Origin of the sequence: Streptomyces sp. NPDC002742 (assembly GCF_042888885.1) — a bacterium.
Taxonomy (GTDB): Bacteria; Actinomycetota; Actinomycetes; order Streptomycetales; family Streptomycetaceae; genus Streptomyces.
This window is the reverse complement of sequence record NZ_JBIAQF010000026.1, coordinates 64,838-83,192: the sequence shown is the minus strand read 5'-3', so window position 1 is coordinate 83,192 and position 18,355 is coordinate 64,838. Positions and strand designations below refer to the sequence as shown.

At 72.1% G+C, this 18,355-nt stretch carries 13 protein-coding genes and 1 riboswitch; of the genes, 7 read left to right on the top strand and 6 right to left on the bottom strand.

Annotated features, from left to right (window positions below):
* Nucleotides 1-127 precede the first annotated feature (127 nt).
* The 3 genes from ACFYW8_RS35030 to ACFYW8_RS35020 form a co-directional block, all read right to left on the bottom strand.
* Nucleotides 128-931, bottom strand: coding sequence for an enoyl-CoA hydratase/isomerase family protein (locus ACFYW8_RS35030; protein ID WP_389087707.1), 804 nt, complete (start codon nt 929-931; stop codon nt 128-130).
* Between the two features lie 145 nt (nt 932-1,076).
* Nucleotides 1,077-1,298 (bottom strand): helix-turn-helix domain-containing protein, encoded by a 222-nt coding sequence (locus ACFYW8_RS35025; protein WP_006123601.1) that lies wholly within the window; start codon nt 1,296-1,298, stop codon nt 1,077-1,079.
* 374 nt (nt 1,299-1,672) lie between these two features.
* Nucleotides 1,673-3,271, bottom strand: a complete 1,599-nt coding sequence (locus tag ACFYW8_RS35020; RefSeq protein ID WP_389087702.1) for an ABC-F family ATP-binding cassette domain-containing protein — start codon at nt 3,269-3,271, stop codon at nt 1,673-1,675.
* Between the two features lie 477 nt (nt 3,272-3,748).
* On the opposite strand from ACFYW8_RS35020, the gene ACFYW8_RS35015 reads away from it, so the two are divergent.
* Nucleotides 3,749-4,639 carry a neutral zinc metallopeptidase gene (locus ACFYW8_RS35015; protein ID WP_389087697.1) on the top strand — a complete coding sequence of 297 codons (891 nt, stop codon included), beginning with the start codon at nt 3,749-3,751 and terminating at the stop codon, nt 4,637-4,639.
* A 172-nt stretch (nt 4,640-4,811) separates the two neighbouring features.
* Nucleotides 4,812-5,225 carry a VOC family protein gene (locus ACFYW8_RS35010; RefSeq protein WP_365877610.1) on the top strand — a complete coding sequence of 138 codons (414 nt, stop codon included), beginning with the start codon at nt 4,812-4,814 and terminating at the stop codon, nt 5,223-5,225.
* 42 nt (nt 5,226-5,267) lie between these two features.
* Here ACFYW8_RS35010 and ACFYW8_RS35005 read toward each other — a convergent pair whose 3' ends face one another.
* From ACFYW8_RS35005 to ACFYW8_RS34995, 3 genes are all read right to left on the bottom strand, one after another.
* Nucleotides 5,268-6,671, bottom strand: a complete 1,404-nt coding sequence (locus ACFYW8_RS35005) for a hypothetical protein (RefSeq protein WP_389087690.1) — start codon at nt 6,669-6,671, stop codon at nt 5,268-5,270.
* 534 nt (nt 6,672-7,205) lie between these two features.
* On the bottom strand, nt 7,206-8,333 hold the full coding sequence (locus ACFYW8_RS35000) for an alpha/beta hydrolase family protein (RefSeq protein ID WP_389087685.1): 1,128 nt from the start codon (nt 8,331-8,333) through the stop codon (nt 7,206-7,208).
* 465 nt (nt 8,334-8,798) lie between these two features.
* Nucleotides 8,799-9,536 (bottom strand): class II aldolase/adducin family protein, encoded by a 738-nt coding sequence (locus ACFYW8_RS34995; RefSeq protein ID WP_389087681.1) that lies wholly within the window; start codon nt 9,534-9,536, stop codon nt 8,799-8,801.
* A 681-nt stretch (nt 9,537-10,217) separates the two neighbouring features.
* Between ACFYW8_RS34995 and ACFYW8_RS34990 the strand changes: the two genes are divergently transcribed.
* From ACFYW8_RS34990 to cobN, 5 genes are all read left to right on the top strand, one after another.
* Nucleotides 10,218-11,459, top strand: coding sequence for an inorganic phosphate transporter (locus ACFYW8_RS34990; RefSeq protein ID WP_365877619.1), 1,242 nt, complete (start codon nt 10,218-10,220; stop codon nt 11,457-11,459).
* A gap of 20 nt (nt 11,460-11,479) precedes the next feature.
* Nucleotides 11,480-11,698, top strand: a complete 219-nt coding sequence (locus tag ACFYW8_RS34985; protein ID WP_365877621.1) for a hypothetical protein — start codon at nt 11,480-11,482, stop codon at nt 11,696-11,698.
* A gap of 135 nt (nt 11,699-11,833) precedes the next feature.
* Nucleotides 11,834-11,977, top strand: a riboswitch (cobalamin riboswitch).
* Nucleotides 11,978-12,082: 105 nt separating this feature from the next.
* A complete protein-coding gene (locus ACFYW8_RS34980; RefSeq protein ID WP_389087671.1) occupies nt 12,083-13,042 on the top strand; it encodes a cobalamin biosynthesis protein in 960 nt (319 codons plus the stop codon).
* Nucleotides 13,039-14,634 (top strand): cobyric acid synthase, encoded by a 1,596-nt coding sequence (locus ACFYW8_RS34975; RefSeq protein WP_389087665.1) that lies wholly within the window; start codon nt 13,039-13,041, stop codon nt 14,632-14,634. The genes ACFYW8_RS34980 and ACFYW8_RS34975 overlap by 4 nt, the downstream gene beginning before the upstream one ends.
* Nucleotides 14,631-18,296: a cobaltochelatase subunit CobN gene (gene cobN / locus ACFYW8_RS34970; protein ID WP_389087659.1), complete on the top strand. Its 3,666-nt coding sequence runs from the start codon at nt 14,631-14,633 to the stop codon at nt 18,294-18,296. The genes ACFYW8_RS34975 and cobN overlap by 4 nt, the downstream gene beginning before the upstream one ends.
* Nucleotides 18,297-18,355 lie beyond the last annotated feature (59 nt).

Below are 18,355 nucleotides of genomic sequence, written 5' to 3'. Positions count from 1 at the left end.
CTCCGGAGAACGTCCCCCGTGCAGCCGCCGAACGGGCGCCCCCGCCCGTTCGGCGGTCAGCGCGCGCAGCGGGACGCCCAGCCCTCACGGCGGTGCTCCACCGCCTACGGCCCCGGGTCGGAGGGAGCTACTCCCCCACGCCCGCGAGGTCGCGGAGCCGACGCGCCTGGGAGGCTCGCTCGGCGGTGCGCTGCTCCTCGTACGACCGCTCCTGTGCCCCGCGAAGCAGTGCCTTCGTCTCAATCACGGCGTCCCGCGGCGCGGCCAGCAGTGCCGCGGTCAGGTCGCGGACCGCGGCGTCGAGCTGCTCGCCGGGCACGGCCAGGTTGGCGAGCCCGGTGCGCTCGGCCTCCTCGGCCAGGACGAAGCGGCCCGTGGCGCAGATCTCCAGCGCACGGGCGTATCCCACGAGGCCGACCAGCGGGTGCGTCCCCGTGAGGTCGGGCACCAGACCGAGGCTGGTCTCGCGCATGGCGAACTGCACGTCGTCGGCGACGACGCGCAGGTCACAGGCGAGCGCGAGCTGGAACCCCGCACCGATGGCGTGCCCCTGCACGGCGGCGATGGACACGAGGTCGCTGCGCCGCCACCAGGTGAACGCCTCCTGGTACTCGGCGATGGTCGCGTCGAGTTCGGCGTCGGAGCCGCGCGCGAGGTCGATGAACGACGGTTCCCCGTCGAAGCCCTCGGGCGTGAACGCCTGCCGGTCGAGCCCCGCGGAGAAGGACTGGCCCTCGGCACGCAGGACGACCACCCGGACGGAGCCCGGCAGTGACCGGCCGGCCTGCGTCAAGGCCCGCCAGAGAGCAGGACTCTGGGCGTTGCGCTTGGCCGGATTGGTCAGCGTCACCGTGGCGATCGCGCCGTCGACGGTGAGCCGTACGCCGTCCTTGTCGAATGCCGGGTCGAGGTCCTTGTCGAGCGAAGCCATGGGGTGCCTCCGATGGGTGCGGTCGGATCGGATACGCACCCCGCGAAGACATGAGGAACGCACCTAAGTGACTGCACAGTAACCACCCGGTCGGTCACCCGACCGACCGGGTGGTCACCACCGAAGCCGATGGGGACGCCCGGCCTCAGGCCGAGGCGGCCTTCTTGCCCCGCGTCGCTCCGCCACGCCCTCGGAGCGTGACACCCGACTCGCTGAGCATCCGGTGCACAAAGCCATACGAACGGCCGGTCTCTTCGGCCAGCGCTCGAATGCTCGCACCGGAGTCGTACTTCTTCTTCAGGTCTGCCGCGAGCTTGTCGCGCGCGGCGCCGGTAACCCGGCTGCCCTTCTTCAGAGTCTCGGCCACCCGGTCCTCCTCATGGGAAGTGCGCTCTGGACTCTCATGATCACCCCTTCCGGGCTTCATGGCCACCCATTCGGCAAGGTCCGTAAGACAAGGTTTTGACGACAGGAGCCCGTCCCCACAAATGGAACTCATTGTTCCGGCGGGCGTCGTCCGTACAGCCGAACGAGTTCCCCCACGAAGTGCCTGGTCAGCGACGCAGAACGGCCGAGCCCTTGGGAACAAAGGACTCGGCCGTGAAATCGATGTACGACACACCTCGGTACGAGGAGATCTCACACAGATGATGGATCACGGATCGGCCGAATGATCCATACGCAGTGGATCAGTCATTCGATCAAGTGGTGCGAACCCCCTCGCGGAGGCCGCGCACGGGATCAGGCGAGGGCCACCAGGTCGGCGTAGTCGGAGCCCCACAGGTCCTCGACGCCGTCCGGCAGCAGGATGATCCGCTCCGGCTGGAGCGCCTCGACGGCGCCCTCGTCGTGGGTGACGAGGACGACGGCGCCCTTGTAGGTGCGCAGCGCGCCGAGGATCTCCTCGCGGCTGGCCGGGTCGAGGTTGTTCGTCGGCTCGTCGAGGAGCAGGACGTTCGCGGCCGAGACGACGAGGGTCGCGAGCGCGAGCCGGGTCTTCTCGCCGCCGGACAGCACGCCGGCCGGCTTGTCGACGTCGTCGCCGGAGAAGAGGAACGAGCCGAGCGTCTTGCGGACCTCGACCAGGTCCAGGTCCGGTGCGGCGGAGCGCATGTTCTCCAGAACCGTGCGCTCGGGGTCGAGGGTCTCGTGCTCCTGCGCGTAGTAGCCGAGCTTGAGGCCGTGGCCTTCGATGACCTCTCCGGTGTCGGGCTTCTCGGCGCCGCCGAGCAGACGCAGGAGGGTCGTCTTGCCGGCGCCGTTCAGACCGAGGATGACGACCCGGGAGCCCTTGTCGATGGCCAGGTCGACGTCGGTGAAGATCTCCAGCGAGCCGTACGACTTCGAGAGGCCCTCGGCCATGAGCGGGGTCCTGCCGCAGGGCGCGGGCTCCGGGAAGCGCAGCTTGGCGACCTTGTCGGAGACGCGGACCGCCTCCAGGCCGGCGAGCAGTTTGTCGGCGCGCTTGGCCATGTTCTGCGCGGCCACGGTCTTGGTGGCCTTGGCGCGCATCTTGTCGGCCTGCGAGTTCAGCGCGGCGGCCTTCTTCTCGGCGTTCTGGCGCTCGCGCTTGCGGCGCTTCTCGTCGGCCTCGCGCTGCTGCTGGTAGAGCTTCCAGCCCATGTTGTAGACGTCGATCTGGGCGCGGTTGGCGTCCAGGTAGAACACCTTGTTGACGACCGTCTCGACGAGGTCGACATCGTGGGAGATCACGATGAAGCCGCCGCGGTAGGACTTCAGGTAGTCGCGCAGCCAGACGACGGAGTCGGCGTCGAGGTGGTTCGTCGGCTCGTCGAGCAGCAGGGTGTCGGCGTCCGAGAAGAGGATGCGGGCCAGCTCGATACGGCGGCGCTGACCGCCGGAGAGCGTGTGCAGGGGCTGGCCGAGCACGCGGTCCGGAAGGTTGAGCGCGGCGGCGATGGTGGCGGCCTCGGCCTCGGCGGAGTAACCGCCCTTGGTGAGGAACTCGGTCTCCTGGCGCTCGTACTGCCGCATGGCCTTCTCGCGGGTGGCGCCCGAGCCGTTGGCGATGCGCTGCTCGTTCTCGCGCATCTTGCGGATCAGGACGTCCAGGCCGCGGGCGGAAAGGACGCGGTCGCGGGCGAGGACGTCGAGGTCGCCGGTGCGCGGGTCCTGCGGCAGGTAGCCGACCTCGCCGGAGCGGGCGACGGTGCCCGCGGCGGGCTGGCCCTCACCCGCGAGGACCTTGGTGAGGGTCGTCTTGCCCGCGCCGTTTCGGCCGACCAGGCCGATGCGGTCGCCCTTCGTGATGCGGAAGGTGGCGGACTCGATGAGGATGCGGGCGCCGGCGCGCAGCTCGATACCGGAGGCGGAAATCACGGACAGACTCCAGGGCAGGGTCGTTGGCGGGGTGGACGGCTGAGGACGTTCCCGCCGTCTAATGCGCGAGGAGAAAGGCCATGGGGCAAGTCTAACGGGGCGGTGCAAGCGTCTTTCCGGTGTGCGGGCGTCGCGCACCGTGACACTCGCCCCGCCGCCCGGTGCCCGCCCGGCGCCTTTGCGGTGCTGAGGGGCGCGGCGCGGGTGATCGGGTGGTCGTCCACGGCGACGATCTCGCCGGTCCGGCTGTGACGATTCTCGCCGTCGGGCTTTGCTGATTCCCGCCGTCGGGCTGTGCCGATTCCCGGCCGGTCCGGCCGGCGGCCGCGCGGGTCTCGCGATCGGCGGGCGGCGCATCGCCCGGGGAACGGCGGCCCGGTCCGGGCGTCGCCCGTTCGGACCCCGGTCCGGGGCCGGGGGTCCGGGACCGTACGAGGATGGCGCCACCGAGTGACGTACGGCAGGAAGTGGTGATCGATGCAGTTCGACGACGACGCCGATCTGGACACCTCCGAGGTGCAGGATGTGCGCGGCGGCCGAATCCCCGGCGGCAGGGCGACCGTCGGCGGCGGCCTCGCCGGTCTGATCGCCCTGGTCATCGGACTGCTCGTCGGGGTGGGTCCCGACCAGCTCGGGCTCTCCTCGGGCGGCGACCAGCCCGGGGCGACCGCCTCCTCTCTCGCCCAGGTGCAGCAGACCTGCCGGACGGGCCGGGACGCGAACGCCCAGGAGGACTGCCGGATCGTGGCGGTGGTCAACAGCGTCCAGGCCTACTGGAACCGGGAGTTCGCGCGCATGGGCGGCACCTACACCCGCGCCCCGACGGTGTTCTTCAGCGGCCGGGTCGACACCGCGTGCGGCACCGCGACGTCGTCCGTCGGGCCCTTCTACTGTCCCCGCGACCGCAAGGTCTACCTGGACCTCGGCTTCTTCGACGATCTTCGTACGAAGTTCGGCTCCAGCGGCGGACCCTTCGCGCAGGCGTATGTGGTGGCGCACGAGTACGGACATCACGTGCAGAACCTGATGGGCACGCCGGCCCGGTCGCAGGACGGTGTGACCGGCGCGAACAGCAACTCGGTGAAGGTGGAGCTCCAGGCCGACTGCTACGCGGGGGTGTGGGCGCGGCACGCGACCACCACGCCCTCCTCGTCGACGGGCAAACCGTTGCTGACCTCTCTGACGGACACCGACATCCGAGACGGCCTGGACGCGGCGGCGGCCGTCGGCGACGACCGGATCCAGTCGAGGTACCAGGGCCGGGTGACCCCGGAGACCTGGACGCACGGTTCCGCCCAGCAGCGGCAGCAGTGGTTCTACCACGGCTTCACGAGCGGCGACATGGCGCAGTGCAACACGTTCCGCTGAGCGGGCGTCGGGCCTCGGACGTCGGGGCGAATTGCCGTGCCGGGGTACCAGGGTGGCGCCCCGGTCATGCGGCGGTGACCCGGCTCCGGGCCGCGGGGCGTTGTCAGTGGCCGGTGCCAGACTGGGCGGCGGATCGGAATCCGGCAGTGTGTGACGAGACGGAGTGATCGGCATGGCTGGCATGAACGGCGCGCGCCCGAGCATCTACCCCTCGATGTTGTACGCCGACGCGAAGGCGGCGATCAGACAGCTCACGGAGGCCTTCGGCTTCACCGAGCTGTCCGTCTACGAGGGGGAGGACGGCTCGGTGATGCACGCCGAGCTGGTGCAGGGCAACGGAGCGGTGATGCTCGGCTCCAAGGGCCGCGGCGGCCGCTTCGACGAGGCGATGAAGAGCGCGGGACCGTGCGGGGTGTACATCGTCGTGGACGACGTCGACGCACACCACCAGCGGGCCGTGGACCACGGCGCGGAGATCCTGATGGCTCCGACGGACCAGGACTACGGCTCGCGCGACTACATGGCCCGCGACATCGAGGGCAACATCTGGAGCTTCGGCACCTACGCCCCGGAGATAGGCGCGTAGGACCCCGCCGGGGCCCGCCCTCGCTCCGGCCGGCTCCCCCGGTCAGCTCCCCCCGGTGTGCACCTGGAAGGCGGCCCGGCGTACGGCCTTGGCGAGGGCCGGGTCCGGGTGGGCGGCGGCGAGCGCGACCAGCACCTGCACCGTGCGCGGGTGCCCGACCGCGCGCACCTCGTCGAGCAGCGCGGGCACGGTGGGCTGCACCGCGGACTCCAGGTGGCGGACGAGGAGCGGGGCCTCGCCGTGGTCGGCGACGGCGGCCGCGGTGTCGACCCACAGCCAGGTGGACTCGGCGCGGGTGAGGACCTCGTGGGCGTCCTCGGGGTCGTAGCCGTCGTGCTCGGCGAGCCACAGCAGGGCGTAGGGGCGCAGCGGGGTCTCATCGACGACGGCGCGCACATCGGGCTCGGCGGGAGCGCCGACCACGCGCAGCGCCTCGAAGGCGAGCCCGCGGCTGAGGGCGTCCTCGCCGCGGGCGGCGTCGATGAGTTCGGTGACGGCGCCGCCGACCGGGCGGGCGGCGAGCCAGGCGCGGTACTCGGCGCGGGCGGCGTTGGGACGGAGCTGGGCACAGCCGCGGAGCATGTCCTCGGCGGACTGCTCGATGTTCCCGGCCGGGCTCTGCGCGGCGACGCAGATCTGCTCCAGCTTGACCCAGACCGCCCAGCTGCCGAGCGGGGTGAGCGTGGCCTGTCCTTCGCCGTAGGTCAGCGCGCCGACGGAGGCGAGGGCGTGCAGGGCCCAGTCGAGGAGGGGGGCGAGGGGGGCGTCCGGGACCTCGGCGGGCTCCGGGGCGGGCTCGGGCTCGGTGCCGTAGGGGATTTCGCAGCGCTCGGTGCGCAGTTCCGTGACGCGCTGCCCGAGGAGGTCGAGGAGCTGGTCCACGGGGACGGGCCCGGCGGAGAGCTGAAGGAAGGAGAGCACCTGGGGCATCGCGGAGACCACCTCGGCGACGGCCGCGGGCTCACGGTCCGTCGGCTCGGGATATGCGAGGGACCAGGCGTCGAAAAGGGCGACCCAACCGCGCAGCACGGCGCTGTCGTCGCGGCTCCAGGCGCGCAGCCGCCATCCCGGGCGGGCGGTGTCGCCGTGCACCTCGATGAGACCGGACAGACGGGCGGTGTCCCAGTCGGCGCGGACCTGAACCGGGGTCAGTCCGAGATCGGCGGCGGCCCGTTCGGCGGTGGCGTCCGAGAGGGCGCCCTTGCCGCCGGGGTTCGCGCCGTCGCGCCCCGGGCGCAGGGCGGCATCGGCCCAGCGCGCGACGCGCGCCGCGTCGGACAGGCCGGTGCGCGCCATACGGGCGAGTTCCGCGGGCGGCGGTGTGCCTTCCGGCGGTCGCGGTGCGGGGCGGCGCGTGCGGCGCTGGGTCACCGCTCGGGGAGCGGCCGCGAGGGACCGCGGGCTGACGAGTCGGAGCCTGGAGTCGCGCGGGTTACGGGACGTCACGGGTGCAGTCTTGCGGTTGACAGTCCGAAAACCCAAACGGAATGCCCTCGCAGGCCGCGGGGGCGACGGGAGCGGGGCCTTCTCGGGGCGTCCGACACGCGGGAAAGACCGTCGCGCCGAGTTGTTCGGGACCGAACCGGAAGTGCGCCTTCGCGTCTCCCAAGGGGCCTCGCGCAGAGCTTCGGCCCACCCTGCGGCCCACCCGCGCCAGGGGCGCGCGCGGGCTTCACTCCGGGGGCGCGTGGCGGCTTCACTCTGGGGGGCGCGCGGCGGTTTCGCTCCGGGCGCGCGATGGCTTCTCTCCATGCGCCCGGTGGCTTGGCCACGGGGGCGCGGTGGCTTGGCTGCGGACGCCCGGTGGCTTGGCCGTAGGGGCGCCGTCGAGGCGGGGGCTCCGTGCCGATCCGCCTCGGCGCAGAGCCAGGGCGGATCGACCGAACGCTGTTGTGGATCGGCGGGGCGCCGTCGGCTCGCGTCGGGGACGGCTCAGGTCTGGGACGGCTCAGGTCTGGGACGGCTCAGGTCTGGGACGGCTTACATCAGAGGGGTGAGGAACCGGCGCAGGGCTTCTTCATAGGTTGCCGGGTCGGCGTTCCACATGGCGCCGTGCGGTGCGTTCGGGACGGTGTGCAGGGTGACCAGGTCGGGGCGGCTCGCGGCGAGGCGGCGGGAGGGGCTCCAGGGAGCGATGGTGTCGTCCGGGCCGTGCACCAGCAGGGTCGGCACCTTGACCTGTGCGGGATGCGCGGCGTACGCGATGCGGTCTCCGCGTACGCCGGTGCGGCCCTGGGCGGCGCGCACCGCGAGCGGCAGCAGGAAGCCCGGAGTGTGGCGGGCGCCGGCGAGGGCGCGCAGCGTGGTCTCCCAGTCGAGGACCGGCGAGTCCAGGACGAGCCCGGAGATCCGCTCGCGCAGCGCGGAGTGGGCGGCGGCGCGCAGCGCCATCGTGGCGCCGGTGGACCAGCCGTACAGGACGATCCGCTCGGCGCCGTACCGCACCGCGTAGCGGATGGCCGCGTCGAGGTCGCGCCACTCGGTCTCGCCGAGGTGGTTCAGGCCGTCCGGCGGGCGGGGTGCCCCGAGGTCGCCCCGGTAGGCGAGGTCGAGCACGGGGAAGTGCCGGTCGTTCAGGAATTCCATCACGTTCATGGGGTGTTCCCGGGTGGCGCCCAGGCCGTGCACGGTGATGATCCAGGTGTCGCGGACGGCCGGCACGAACCAGGCGGGCAGGGCGCCGAGTTCGCCGGGCACGTCGATGTCGGCGTGTTCGAGTCCGAGGGCGGACCCGGGGTCGCCGACGTACAGGTTCGGGGTGAGCCACACCTTGTCGCCGGGTTCCAGGGCGCCGTGCGTGACGCGTTCCAGCCGGCGCACGACCGTGTCGGCGGTGTGGGGGACGGAGTTCTGGAGGGGGCCGACGACCGCGTGGGAGCCGTCGCCCGCGAGGCCGTAGGTTCCCGGGCGCCGGGAGGCGAGGGCCCGGGTGAGGGTGACTCCGCCCGCCGTCGTGGCGTGCACGGTGAGCCGGGGCTCGGTGGGCAGGGGCTTGCCGGGCCTCGCCTTCAGGGCGGCGTCGCTGGCGAACCTGCCTGCCGCCACGGAGGCCGCGCCCGCGGCAATGGCTACGGTGACGGCCGCTGCCGTGGCTCTTAGGATGCGCACTCGACCAGTCTCCCGGCGGACCCCGCCATCGGCCAGCGGGAGGGCCTCCAGGGGTGACGGCCGGTTCCCCCCGGCCCCCCGCCCACCGGGGCTGGTCCGGGGCCGGGGCACGACGGACGCGCACGGCGGACCGCGGACCGCCGACCGCGGACGACGGACGACGGACGCGCACGACGGACAGCCGACCGCTGACCGCGGACGACGGACGACGGACGACGGACCGCGGACCACGGACCACAAGCGGTGGACCGCGGACGGCGGACCACAAACCGGGCACCGCGGACGGCAGACGGCGCATCGCAGACGACGGGCCGCAAACGGCAGACCGCGGACGGCAGACCGCGGACGGCGGACGGCAGCCAGACCTTGCGCCCTACCTCTTCTAATTCTGCCGCGCCCCTACGCCTTACCTCTTCCGCCTTACCTCTTCCGCCTTGACCGTCCCGCCTCGCCCCCTTACCGGCCCTACCGCTTCTGGCCGTACCCCTGCAGCCGCTCCGCCACCTCCTCGAGCTGGTCCGGTGAGAGCAGGGCTGGCGCGAGGCCCGGGACCGAGGAGGACAGGAGCCAGACGCGGCACATCCATTCCAGCTGGGCCGTGCGGTCGTACGCCTGGTCCAGCGAGGCTCCGAAGGCGATGGTGCCGTGGTTCTGGAGGAGGCAGGCGGTGCGGTCGGACAAGGCTCTGATCATGTTCTCGGCCAACTCCGGCGTGCCGTAGGTCGCGTAGGGGGCGACGCGGACCGGGCCTCCGAGGTCCGCGGCCATGTAGTGGATGAGCGGGAGCTCGGGGACGAGGACCGAGACGGCTGTCGCGTGCGCGGCGTGGGTGTGGACGACGGCCCGTGCGTCGGTGAGGCGGTACACCGCGAGGTGCATCGGCAGTTCGCTGGTGGGCCGCAACGAACCGAGCACCTGGCGGCCGTCGAGGCCGACGCCGACGATGTCGTCGCGCGTCAGCCGGTCATAGGGCACGCCCGTGGGCGTGACCAGGACCGTGTCGCCGACGCGGACCGAGACGTTGCCCGACGTGCCGACGACCAGCCCGTCGGCGACCGTCCGGCGGGCCGTCGCGACGAGCTCGTCCCAAGCCCGCCGAAGAGCGTCCCGCTCGTCGCGCGCGGACGGCTCGTCCCCCTCGCCGCGCCGGCCCCCCTCGCCCCCTTCGCCGCGCTTGTCGCGCTTGTCGTGTTTGTCCGTCATCCGTGGGCCCTCCCGCCCGTCCCGTGCTTCCCGTGCGCCCCCGTGCCGCTCGGCCACGACGCGATCCTGCCGCAATCCCTATTTCGTCCGACTGTCCGACAGTACGGCGAGGCGGGGCGCACGGGCGGCCGGTCGCCGGCGCTCGCGCCGGACATCGAGTGCAACCCAGGGCCGGAGCAGGTGGCACGGCCCCAGCAACGCCGGAACGCCGCACGGGATCAAGGCCTACCGCCACGAGCCGCCACGGGATCCGGCGGGAGACCGGCCATCGGCGTGTGATCTGCACCACAACACACCCATGGAACATTCCCGTCGACCCCGGCCGGACATTTGCCGCAGATCACACGCTGCGACCGGCCCGCTACGGTCGACGGCACCGGAGCGCCGCCCGCCGGAAGGTCCACGTGGACCTTCCGGCGGCACGACAACAGCGGCAACTGCCGGGTGACCGGAATCTCTTCCCCGAATCCCCGGCTCACCCCAGACGTCCCACCCCGGGGCGACGACCCAAGCGGAGCTTGGAATTCCACATCCGTTCGAACCCGCGGCGCCACCCCTCCGGTTCAACCGGAGGAGCGATTCACCGTTCCAGACACCACGATGCCCGCCCCAGTTCACCTTCCGTTCATCCAGGTTGCCTACGGTCCACCTGCCACTGACGTCCAACAGAAGCCTGGGTAAATGGAACACATCACGCTCCTCCTCGGAATCGTGATCGTCACCGCTCTCGTGTTCGATTTCACGAACGGTTTCCACGACACCGCCAACGCGATGGCCACCACCATCTCGACCGGCGCGCTCAAGCCCAAGGTCGCGGTGGCCATGTCCGCCGCGCTCAACCTTGTCGGCGCCTTCCTCTCGGTGGAGGTCGCCAACACGATCTCCAAAGGCCTCGTCGATGAATCCGGCATCAAGCCGGAGGTGATCTTCGCCGCGCTCGTCGGCGCGATCCTCTGGAACCTCGTGACGTGGCTCGTCGGACTCCCGTCCAGTTCCTCGCACGCCCTCATGGGCGGCCTGGTCGGCGCCACCATCGCCTCCGCCGGTACCGGCGCCGTGCACGGGGACGTCCTGGTCGGCAAGGTGCTCCTGCCCGCCGTCGCGGCCCCGATCGTCGCCGGCCTCGCCGCGATGTTCGCGACCCGGCTGTCGTACAAGCTCAGTGGTGACGCCGAGACCAAGGCCACCAAGAAGGGCTACCGCGCCGGCCAGATAGCCTCCGCGGGCCTGGTCTCGCTGGCCCACGGCACCAACGACGCGCAGAAGACGATGGGCATCATCACCCTGGCCCTGGTCGCCGGTGGCGCCGTCGCTCCGGACTCCAACCCGCCGGTCTGGGTCATCCTGTCCGCCGGTCTCGCCATCGCGCTCGGCACCTACCTGGGCGGCTGGCGCATCATCCGCACGATGGGCAAGGGTCTGACCGACCTCCGGCCGCAGCAGGGCTTCGCCGCCCAGACCAGCGCGGCCACGGTCATCCTGGCCTCCTCGCACATCGGCTTCTCCCTCTCCACCACGCACTCGGTCTCCGGTTCCGTGATGGGCGCCGGCCTCGGCCGCAAGGGCGGTGTGGTCCGCTGGTCCACCGCCAAGCGGATGGTCGTCGCCTGGGTCCTCACGCTGCCCGCCGCCGCCGTGGTCGGCGCGCTCGCCGAGTGGGTGACCGGATTCGGTGCCTGGGGCACCGCGCTCGTCGCCGTCTTCCTGGTCGGATCCAGCCTCGCGATCTGGCGCCGCTCGCGCCGCGAGGTGATCGACCACAACAACGTGAACGACGCCGAAGAGCCCGCCGGTGTGGTGACCACCGCCATCGCCGCCGTCACCCCGCCCCCGGCCGGCATCGTGGCCGAGGAGCTCACGGCCACCATCCCGGCTCCCGCCGAGCCCACGGCGAGCCCGTCCGCGCCGTCCCCCGTGGCCTGAGAACCGAAGGAAGAAACAGCATGAACATCGACTGGTCAGCCCTCGGGTCCGTCTTCGGGGTCAGCCTCGGAGTGACCGTGGCCCTCGTCACCCTCTTCACCCTCGGTGTCGCCGGCCTCTCCAAGAAGGAGTCGGCCCAGGGCGGTTCCGCGGTCGCGGCGGCCACCGGCGCGTACGTCTGCTTCGCGGCCTGCGCCGCGGCGGTGGCGTACGGCATCTCCCTGATCATCACCAAGTAACCCGGCGGAGCGGCCCGAAACAGGGTTGCGCCGAGCGGTACCGCGCGTGGGGTGCGGGACGGATCACCGTCCCGCACCCCACGCGTATGTGGGCCTGCGCACACTGTCCCCCCGCAGGTCAACAGCCAGTTGACGGCCGTTCTCACCCCGTGGTGGACTGCCGGAGCCAAGTACGGCGGCATGAGAGGAAGCCGGTGCGAATCCGGCGCGGTCCCGCCACTGTCATCGGGGAAGAAACTCCCCGGGAGCCAGGAACTCTCACCGCCGGTCTCGTCGAACCAGGGCGTGGACACCCTGAGTGAGGACATATCGCCATGCGCGGCTGCCCGTTTCCCGATCCGCTGAGTACGAGGGTTCCACTCCACCCGACCGCGGGCTGACCCCGTGCGTGCCGATCGCGTCTTCGCGTACGGCGCCGCCGCCGGCCTCCTGGGCGACCTGCTGCTCGGCGATCCCCGCCGGGGGCATCCGGTCGCCGCGTTCGGGCGGGCCGCCGCGGCCGTGGAGCGGACACTGTGGCGCGACCACCGCGGGTGGGGCGCACTGCACACCGCCGTCTGCGTGGGCGGTGCCACCGGACTCGCCGCGCTCACGAGCCGTACCGTACGCACCTCCCGTACCGCTTCCGTCGCGCTGACGGCCGCCGCCACCTGGGCCGTCGTCGGAGGGACCTCCCTGGGCCGTGAGGCGCGGGCGATCGGTGGCGCGCTCGCGGCCGGTGACCTCGACGCGGCCCGGGAGCGGCTGCCGCATCTGTGCGGCCGCGATCCGCAGGCGCTCGACGCCGACGGGATCGCGCGGGCCGTCGTCGAGTCCGTCGCCGAGAACACCTCCGACGCCGTCGTCGGCGCCCTGGTCTGGGGCGCCGCCGCCGGTGTGCCCGGACTCGTCGCCTTCCGCGCCGTGAACACGCTCGACGCCATGGTCGGGCACAAGTCCCCCAGGCACCGGCGCTACGGCTGGGCCTCGGCCCGGCTCGACGACGTCGCCGGCTGGCCGGGAGCCCGGCTGACCGCCGTCCTCGCGGCCGTGGCCGGTTGCGACCCGCGCGGGGCCGTGCGCGCCTGGCGCGCGGACGCCCGCAAGCATCCGAGCCCCAACGCCGGGCCCGTGGAGGCTTCTTTCGCGGGCGCGCTCGGCGTGCGCCTCGGCGGCACCCTCTCCTACGGGGGACGGGTCGAGCACCGGCCCGTGCTCAACGGCGCGGGGCGCGCCGTCCAGGTCCACGACATCGAACGGGCCGTACGGCTCTCCCGGCGCGTCGGCTGGCTCGCGCTCGGCGTGAGCGCCGCCGGACGGGTGCTGCTCACGGCTCGGCTCACCAGGAAGGGGCGCACCGCATGAGCGGCGGGCTGCTGATCGCCGGGACCACCTCCGACGCCGGCAAGAGCGTGGTGACCGCCGGGATCTGCCGGTGGCTGGTGCGCCAGGGCGTCAAGGTCGCGCCCTTCAAGGCGCAGAACATGTCCCTGAACTCGTTCGTGACGCGCGAGGGAGCCGAGATCGGGCGGGCGCAGGCCATGCAGGCACAGGCCGCCCGCGTGGAGCCGACCGCGCTGATGAATCCCGTGCTGCTCAAGCCGGGCAGCGACCGCACCAGCCAGGTCGTCCTGATGGGCAGGCCGGTCGGCGAGATGAGCGCGCGCGGGTTCTTCGGGGCGTCCGGGCCCGCCGGGGAGCCGCTGCCGGGCGCCGGGCCGAGCGGGGAACGGCTGCGCGGAGGGCGTCAGGAGGCACTCCTCGGGACCGTCCTCGACTGTCTGGCTCAGTTGCGGGGCACGTATGACGCGGTGATCTGTGAAGGCGCCGGCAGTCCGGCCGAGATCAATCTGCGGCGCACCGACATCGTGAACATGGGAGTGGCGCGCAACGCGGGGCTTCCCGTGCTCATCGTCGGAGACATCGACCGGGGCGGTGTGTTCGCCTCGTTCTTCGGGACGGTCGCGCTGCTGTCCCCCGAGGACCAGGCGCTCGTCGCCGGGTTCCTCGTCAACAAGTTCCGGGGCGACGTCGGCCTGCTGGAGCCCGGCCTCGACATGCTGCACGGCCTCACCGGCCGGCGCACCTACGGCGTCCTGCCCTTCCAGCACGGCCTGGGCATAGACGAGGAGGACGGGCTGCGTGTCTCGCTGCGCGGGGCCGTCCGCGAGTCGTCCGTCTCCTCCCCCGTCGGCGCGGACATCCTGCGGGTGGCCGTCTGCGCGATCCCGCTGATGTCCAACTTCACCGACGTGGACGCGCTGGCCGCCGAACCCGGCGTCGTGGTGCGGTTCGTGGACCGGGCCGAGGAACTGGCCGACGCGGACCTGGTCGTCGTGCCCGGGACCCGGGGCACGGTGAAGGCACTGGAGTGGCTGCGTGAGCGCGGCCTCGCGGACGCGATCGCGCGGCGCGCCGCCGAGGGGCGTCCCGTGCTCGGCATCTGCGGTGGCTACCAGATCCTCGGACGGCACATCGAGGACGAGGTCGAGTCGCGCGCCGGTCACGTCGACGGACTCGGCCTGCTGCCCGTCCGCGTGCGGTTCGCGCGGGAGAAGACGCTGACGCGGCCGGTCGGCGAGGCCCTCGGCGAACACGTCGAGGGGTACGAGATCCATCACGGCGTCGCCGAGGTCAGCGGCGGCGACACGTTCATGTGCGATGCCGGGGGAAACAGCCTGGACGGGTGCCGGGTAGGCGCCGTCTGGGGCACGCACTGGCACGGATCACTGGAGTCGGACGGATTCCGGCGGGCCTTCCTTCGCGAGGTGGCCGCCGCCGCGGGCCGCCGCTTCGTGCCGGCGCCCGACACGTCGTTCGCGGCGCTGCGCGAGGAGCAGCTGGACCGGCTCGGCGACCTGATCGAGGAACACGCGGACACGGACGCGCTGTGGCGGCTCATCGAGTCCGGCGCGCCGCAAGGACTGCCCTTCATCCCACCGGGAGCACCCGCATGAGCACAGTGTTGTTGTTGTCGACCGCCGACACGGATCTGCTGGCCGCCCGCGCCGGTGGAACCGCCTACCGGATCGGCAATCCGACCCGGGTGGACGTCGCGGGCGAACTCCCCGCGCTCGTCGAGGGCGCGGACGTCGCCGTCGTACGGCTGCTCGGCGGCAAGCGGGCCTGGGAGGACGGGCTGGCCTTCCTGAAGGCGTCGGGCATCCCGACCGTGCTGCTCGGCGGCGAGTCCGTCCCCGACGCAGAGCTGATGGCCGAGTCGTCGGTGCCCGCGGGTGTGGTGGCCGAGGCGCTGCGCTATCTCGTCGAGGGCGGCCCGGCCAACCTCGCCGAGCTCGCCCGGTTCCTCTCGGACACCGTGCTGCTGACGGGCGAGGGTTTCGAGGAGCCGCACAAGAGCGCGGAGTTCGGCGTCCACGGCGAGCGTGAGTTCGTCGAGGGCCGCCCGACCGTCGGTGTGCTGTTCTACCGGGCCCACGAACTGTCCGGGAACACCGCGTTCGTGGACACGCTGTGCGACGCGATCGAGGCGCGCGGCGCCAACGCCCTTCCCGTGTACTGCGGTTCGCTGCGTGGCGCCGACCCTGGCCTGTACGAGATCCTCGGCCGGGCCGACACGCTCGTCGCCACGGTCCTCGCGGCGGGCGGCACGCACGCCGCGGAGGCGTCCGCGGGCGGCGACGAGGAGGCCTGGGACATCGGGGCGCTCGCCGACCTCGACATCCCGGTGCTCCAGGGGCTCTGCCTGACCTCGTCGAAGAGCGCCTGGGAGGCGTCGGACGCGGCCCTGTCCCCCATGGACGCGGCGATGCAGGTCGCGATCCCGGAGTTCGACGGCCGGATCGTCACCGTGCCGTTCTCCTTCAAGGAACAGGGACCGGACGACGTCCCGGTGTACGTCGCCGACCCCGAGCGGGCCGCCCGGGTCGCCGGAATCGCCCTGCGGCACGCCCTGTTGAAGCACAAGCCGAACTCGGAGAAAAAGCTCGGGATCGTCTTCACCGCCTACCCGACCAAGCACTCCCGGGTCGGTAACGCGGTCGGCCTCGACACCCCCGCCTCGGCCGTACGGGTGCTCGACGCGCTCCGGGACGCGGGCTACGCCCTCACCGAATACCCCGACAACGGCGACGAGTTGATCCACCGGCTCATCGCGGCCGGCGGCCACGACGTGGAGTGGCTGACCGAGGAGCAGCTCGCCGCCGCTCCCGCGCGCGTGCCGCTCGCCGACTACCGGGCCTGGTTCGACACGCTCGACCCCGCGCTGCGCGAGGGCATGCTGGAGGCCTGGGGCGAGCCGCCGGGCTCCCTCTACGTCGACGGCGACGACATCGTGCTGGCGTGCCTGGAGTTCGGGAACGTCGTCGTGATGATCCAGCCGCCGCGCGGCTTCGGCGAGAACCCGATCGCCATCTACCACGACCCCGACATGCCACCGTCGCACCACTACATGGCGGCCTACCGCTGGCTGGAGGCAGCATCTTCTCAAGGCGGCTTCGGCGCGGACGCCGTCGTGCACATGGGCAAGCACGGCACGATGGAGTGGCTGCCGGGCAAGGGCCTCGGGCTCAGCGGCGGCTGCGCCCCCGACGCCGTTCTCGGCGAACTCCCCCTGGTCTACCCGTTCATCGTCAACGACCCCGGCGAGGGCACGCAGGCCAAGCGCCGCGGGCACGCCACCGTCGTCGACCACCTCGTACCGCCGATGGCCCGCGCGGACACCTACGGGGACCTGGCCAAACTGGAGCAGCTCCTCGACGAGTACGCGCTCGTCTCCGACCTGGACCCGACGAAGGCCCCGGCGGTCCGGGCGCAGATCTGGACGCTGGTCAAGGCGGCCGAGCTGCATCACGACCTGCACGTCGACGAGCAGCCGGACGACGGCGACTTCGACTCGTTCGTGATGCACATCGACGGCTATCTGTGCGAGATCAAGGACGTACAGATCCGCGACGGCCTGCACATCCTGGGCGGCGGTCCGGAGGCCGAGCCGCGGGTGAACCTCGTGCTCGCCGTGCTGCGCGCCTCGCAGGTGTGGGGCGGCGCGGCGAACGCGCTGCCCGGTCTGCGCGCCTGCCTCGCCGAGCACTTCGGCCTGGTGGAGAAGGAGTTGCTCGCCGAGCCGGGCGCTCCGGCGAAGGTGTCCGTCGAACTGACGGACCTGGTCGAGGGCCCGGCCCGCACGGCGGCCGACGCGATCGACCTGCTGGAGCAGCTCTGCCGCCGGGCGGCCCTTGGCATGGAGGAGCGCGGCTGGGACGCGGCCACCGTCCCGGCGCTCGTGCGCGAGGTGCTGGGCGTCGAACTCCCCGACGCCGTCGCGGTGCTGGAGTTCGCCTGCCGCGAGGTCGTCCCGCGGCTCGCCCGTACGACGGACGAGATCGGGCACATCCTCAAGGCGCTGAACGGCGGTTTCGTCCCGGCGGGCCCGTCCGGTTCACCGACGCGCGGGCTCGTCAACGTCCTGCCGACCGGCCGCAACTTCTACTCGGTCGATCCCAAGGCCATTCCGTCCAGGCTCAGTTGGGAGGTCGGCCAGTCGCTGGCGGACTCCCTCGTCCAGCGCTATCTGCAGGACACGGGCGCCTACCCGACGTCCGTCGGGCTGACGGTGTGGGGCACGTCCGCCATGCGCACCCAGGGCGACGACATCGCGGAGATCCTCGCGCTGCTGGGCTGCCGACCGGTGTGGGACGACGCGTCGCGGCGCGTCACCGGTTTCGAGGTCGTCCCGCTCGACGAGCTAGGACGCCCGCGCATCGACGTCACGGTCCGCATCTCGGGCTTCTTCCGGGACGCGTTCCCGCACGTCGTCGGTCTGCTCGACGACGCGGTGCGCGCGGTCGCCGAACTGGACGAGCCCGCCGACCGGAACTACGTGCGCAAGCACGCCGACGAGGACACCGCCGAGCACGGTGACCGACGGCGCGCGACCGCCCGTATCTTCGGCTCCAAGCCGGGCGCGTACGGCGCGGGTCTGCTGCCTCTGATCGACGCGCGGAACTGGAGGAGCGACGCCGACCTCGCCGAGGTGTACGCGGTGTGGGGCGGGTACGCCTACGGGCGCGGGCTGGACGGGCGGGCGGCACGGGGGGACATGGAGACGGCGTTCAAGCGGATCGCGGTCGCTGCCAAAAATGTCGACACCCGTGAGCACGACCTCGTCGACGCGGACGACTATTTCCAGTACCACGGCGGCATGGTCGCCATGGTGCGGCATCTGACGGGGGCCTCCCCCGAGGCGTACGTGGGCGACTCGGCCGTACCGGACCAGGTGAAGACGCGCACGCTGGGCGAGGAGACACACAGGGTTTTCCGCGCACGGGTGGTCAATCCTCGCTGGATGAGCGCGATGAGAAGGCACGGGTACAAGGGTGCGTTCGAAATGGCAGCCACAGTGGACTACTTGTTCGGGTACGACGCCACGGCGGGCGTTGTCGATGACTGGATGTACGAGAAATTGGCGTCCGAGTACGTGTTCGCGCCGGAGAACCAGGAGTTCATGCGCAAGTCCAACCCCTGGGCGCTGCGCGGCATCACGGAGCGGCTGCTGGAGGCGGCGGACCGGGGGCTGTGGGCGGAGCCGGACCAGGAGACCCTGGACCGGCTCCGGGCGACCTACCTCGAACTTGAGGGAGATCTGGAGGGAGACGCGTGAGCCTCCCCGAGATCCCCGCGTCAGCGGGGAGCAAGCTGCCATCCGCCGTCACGGATACA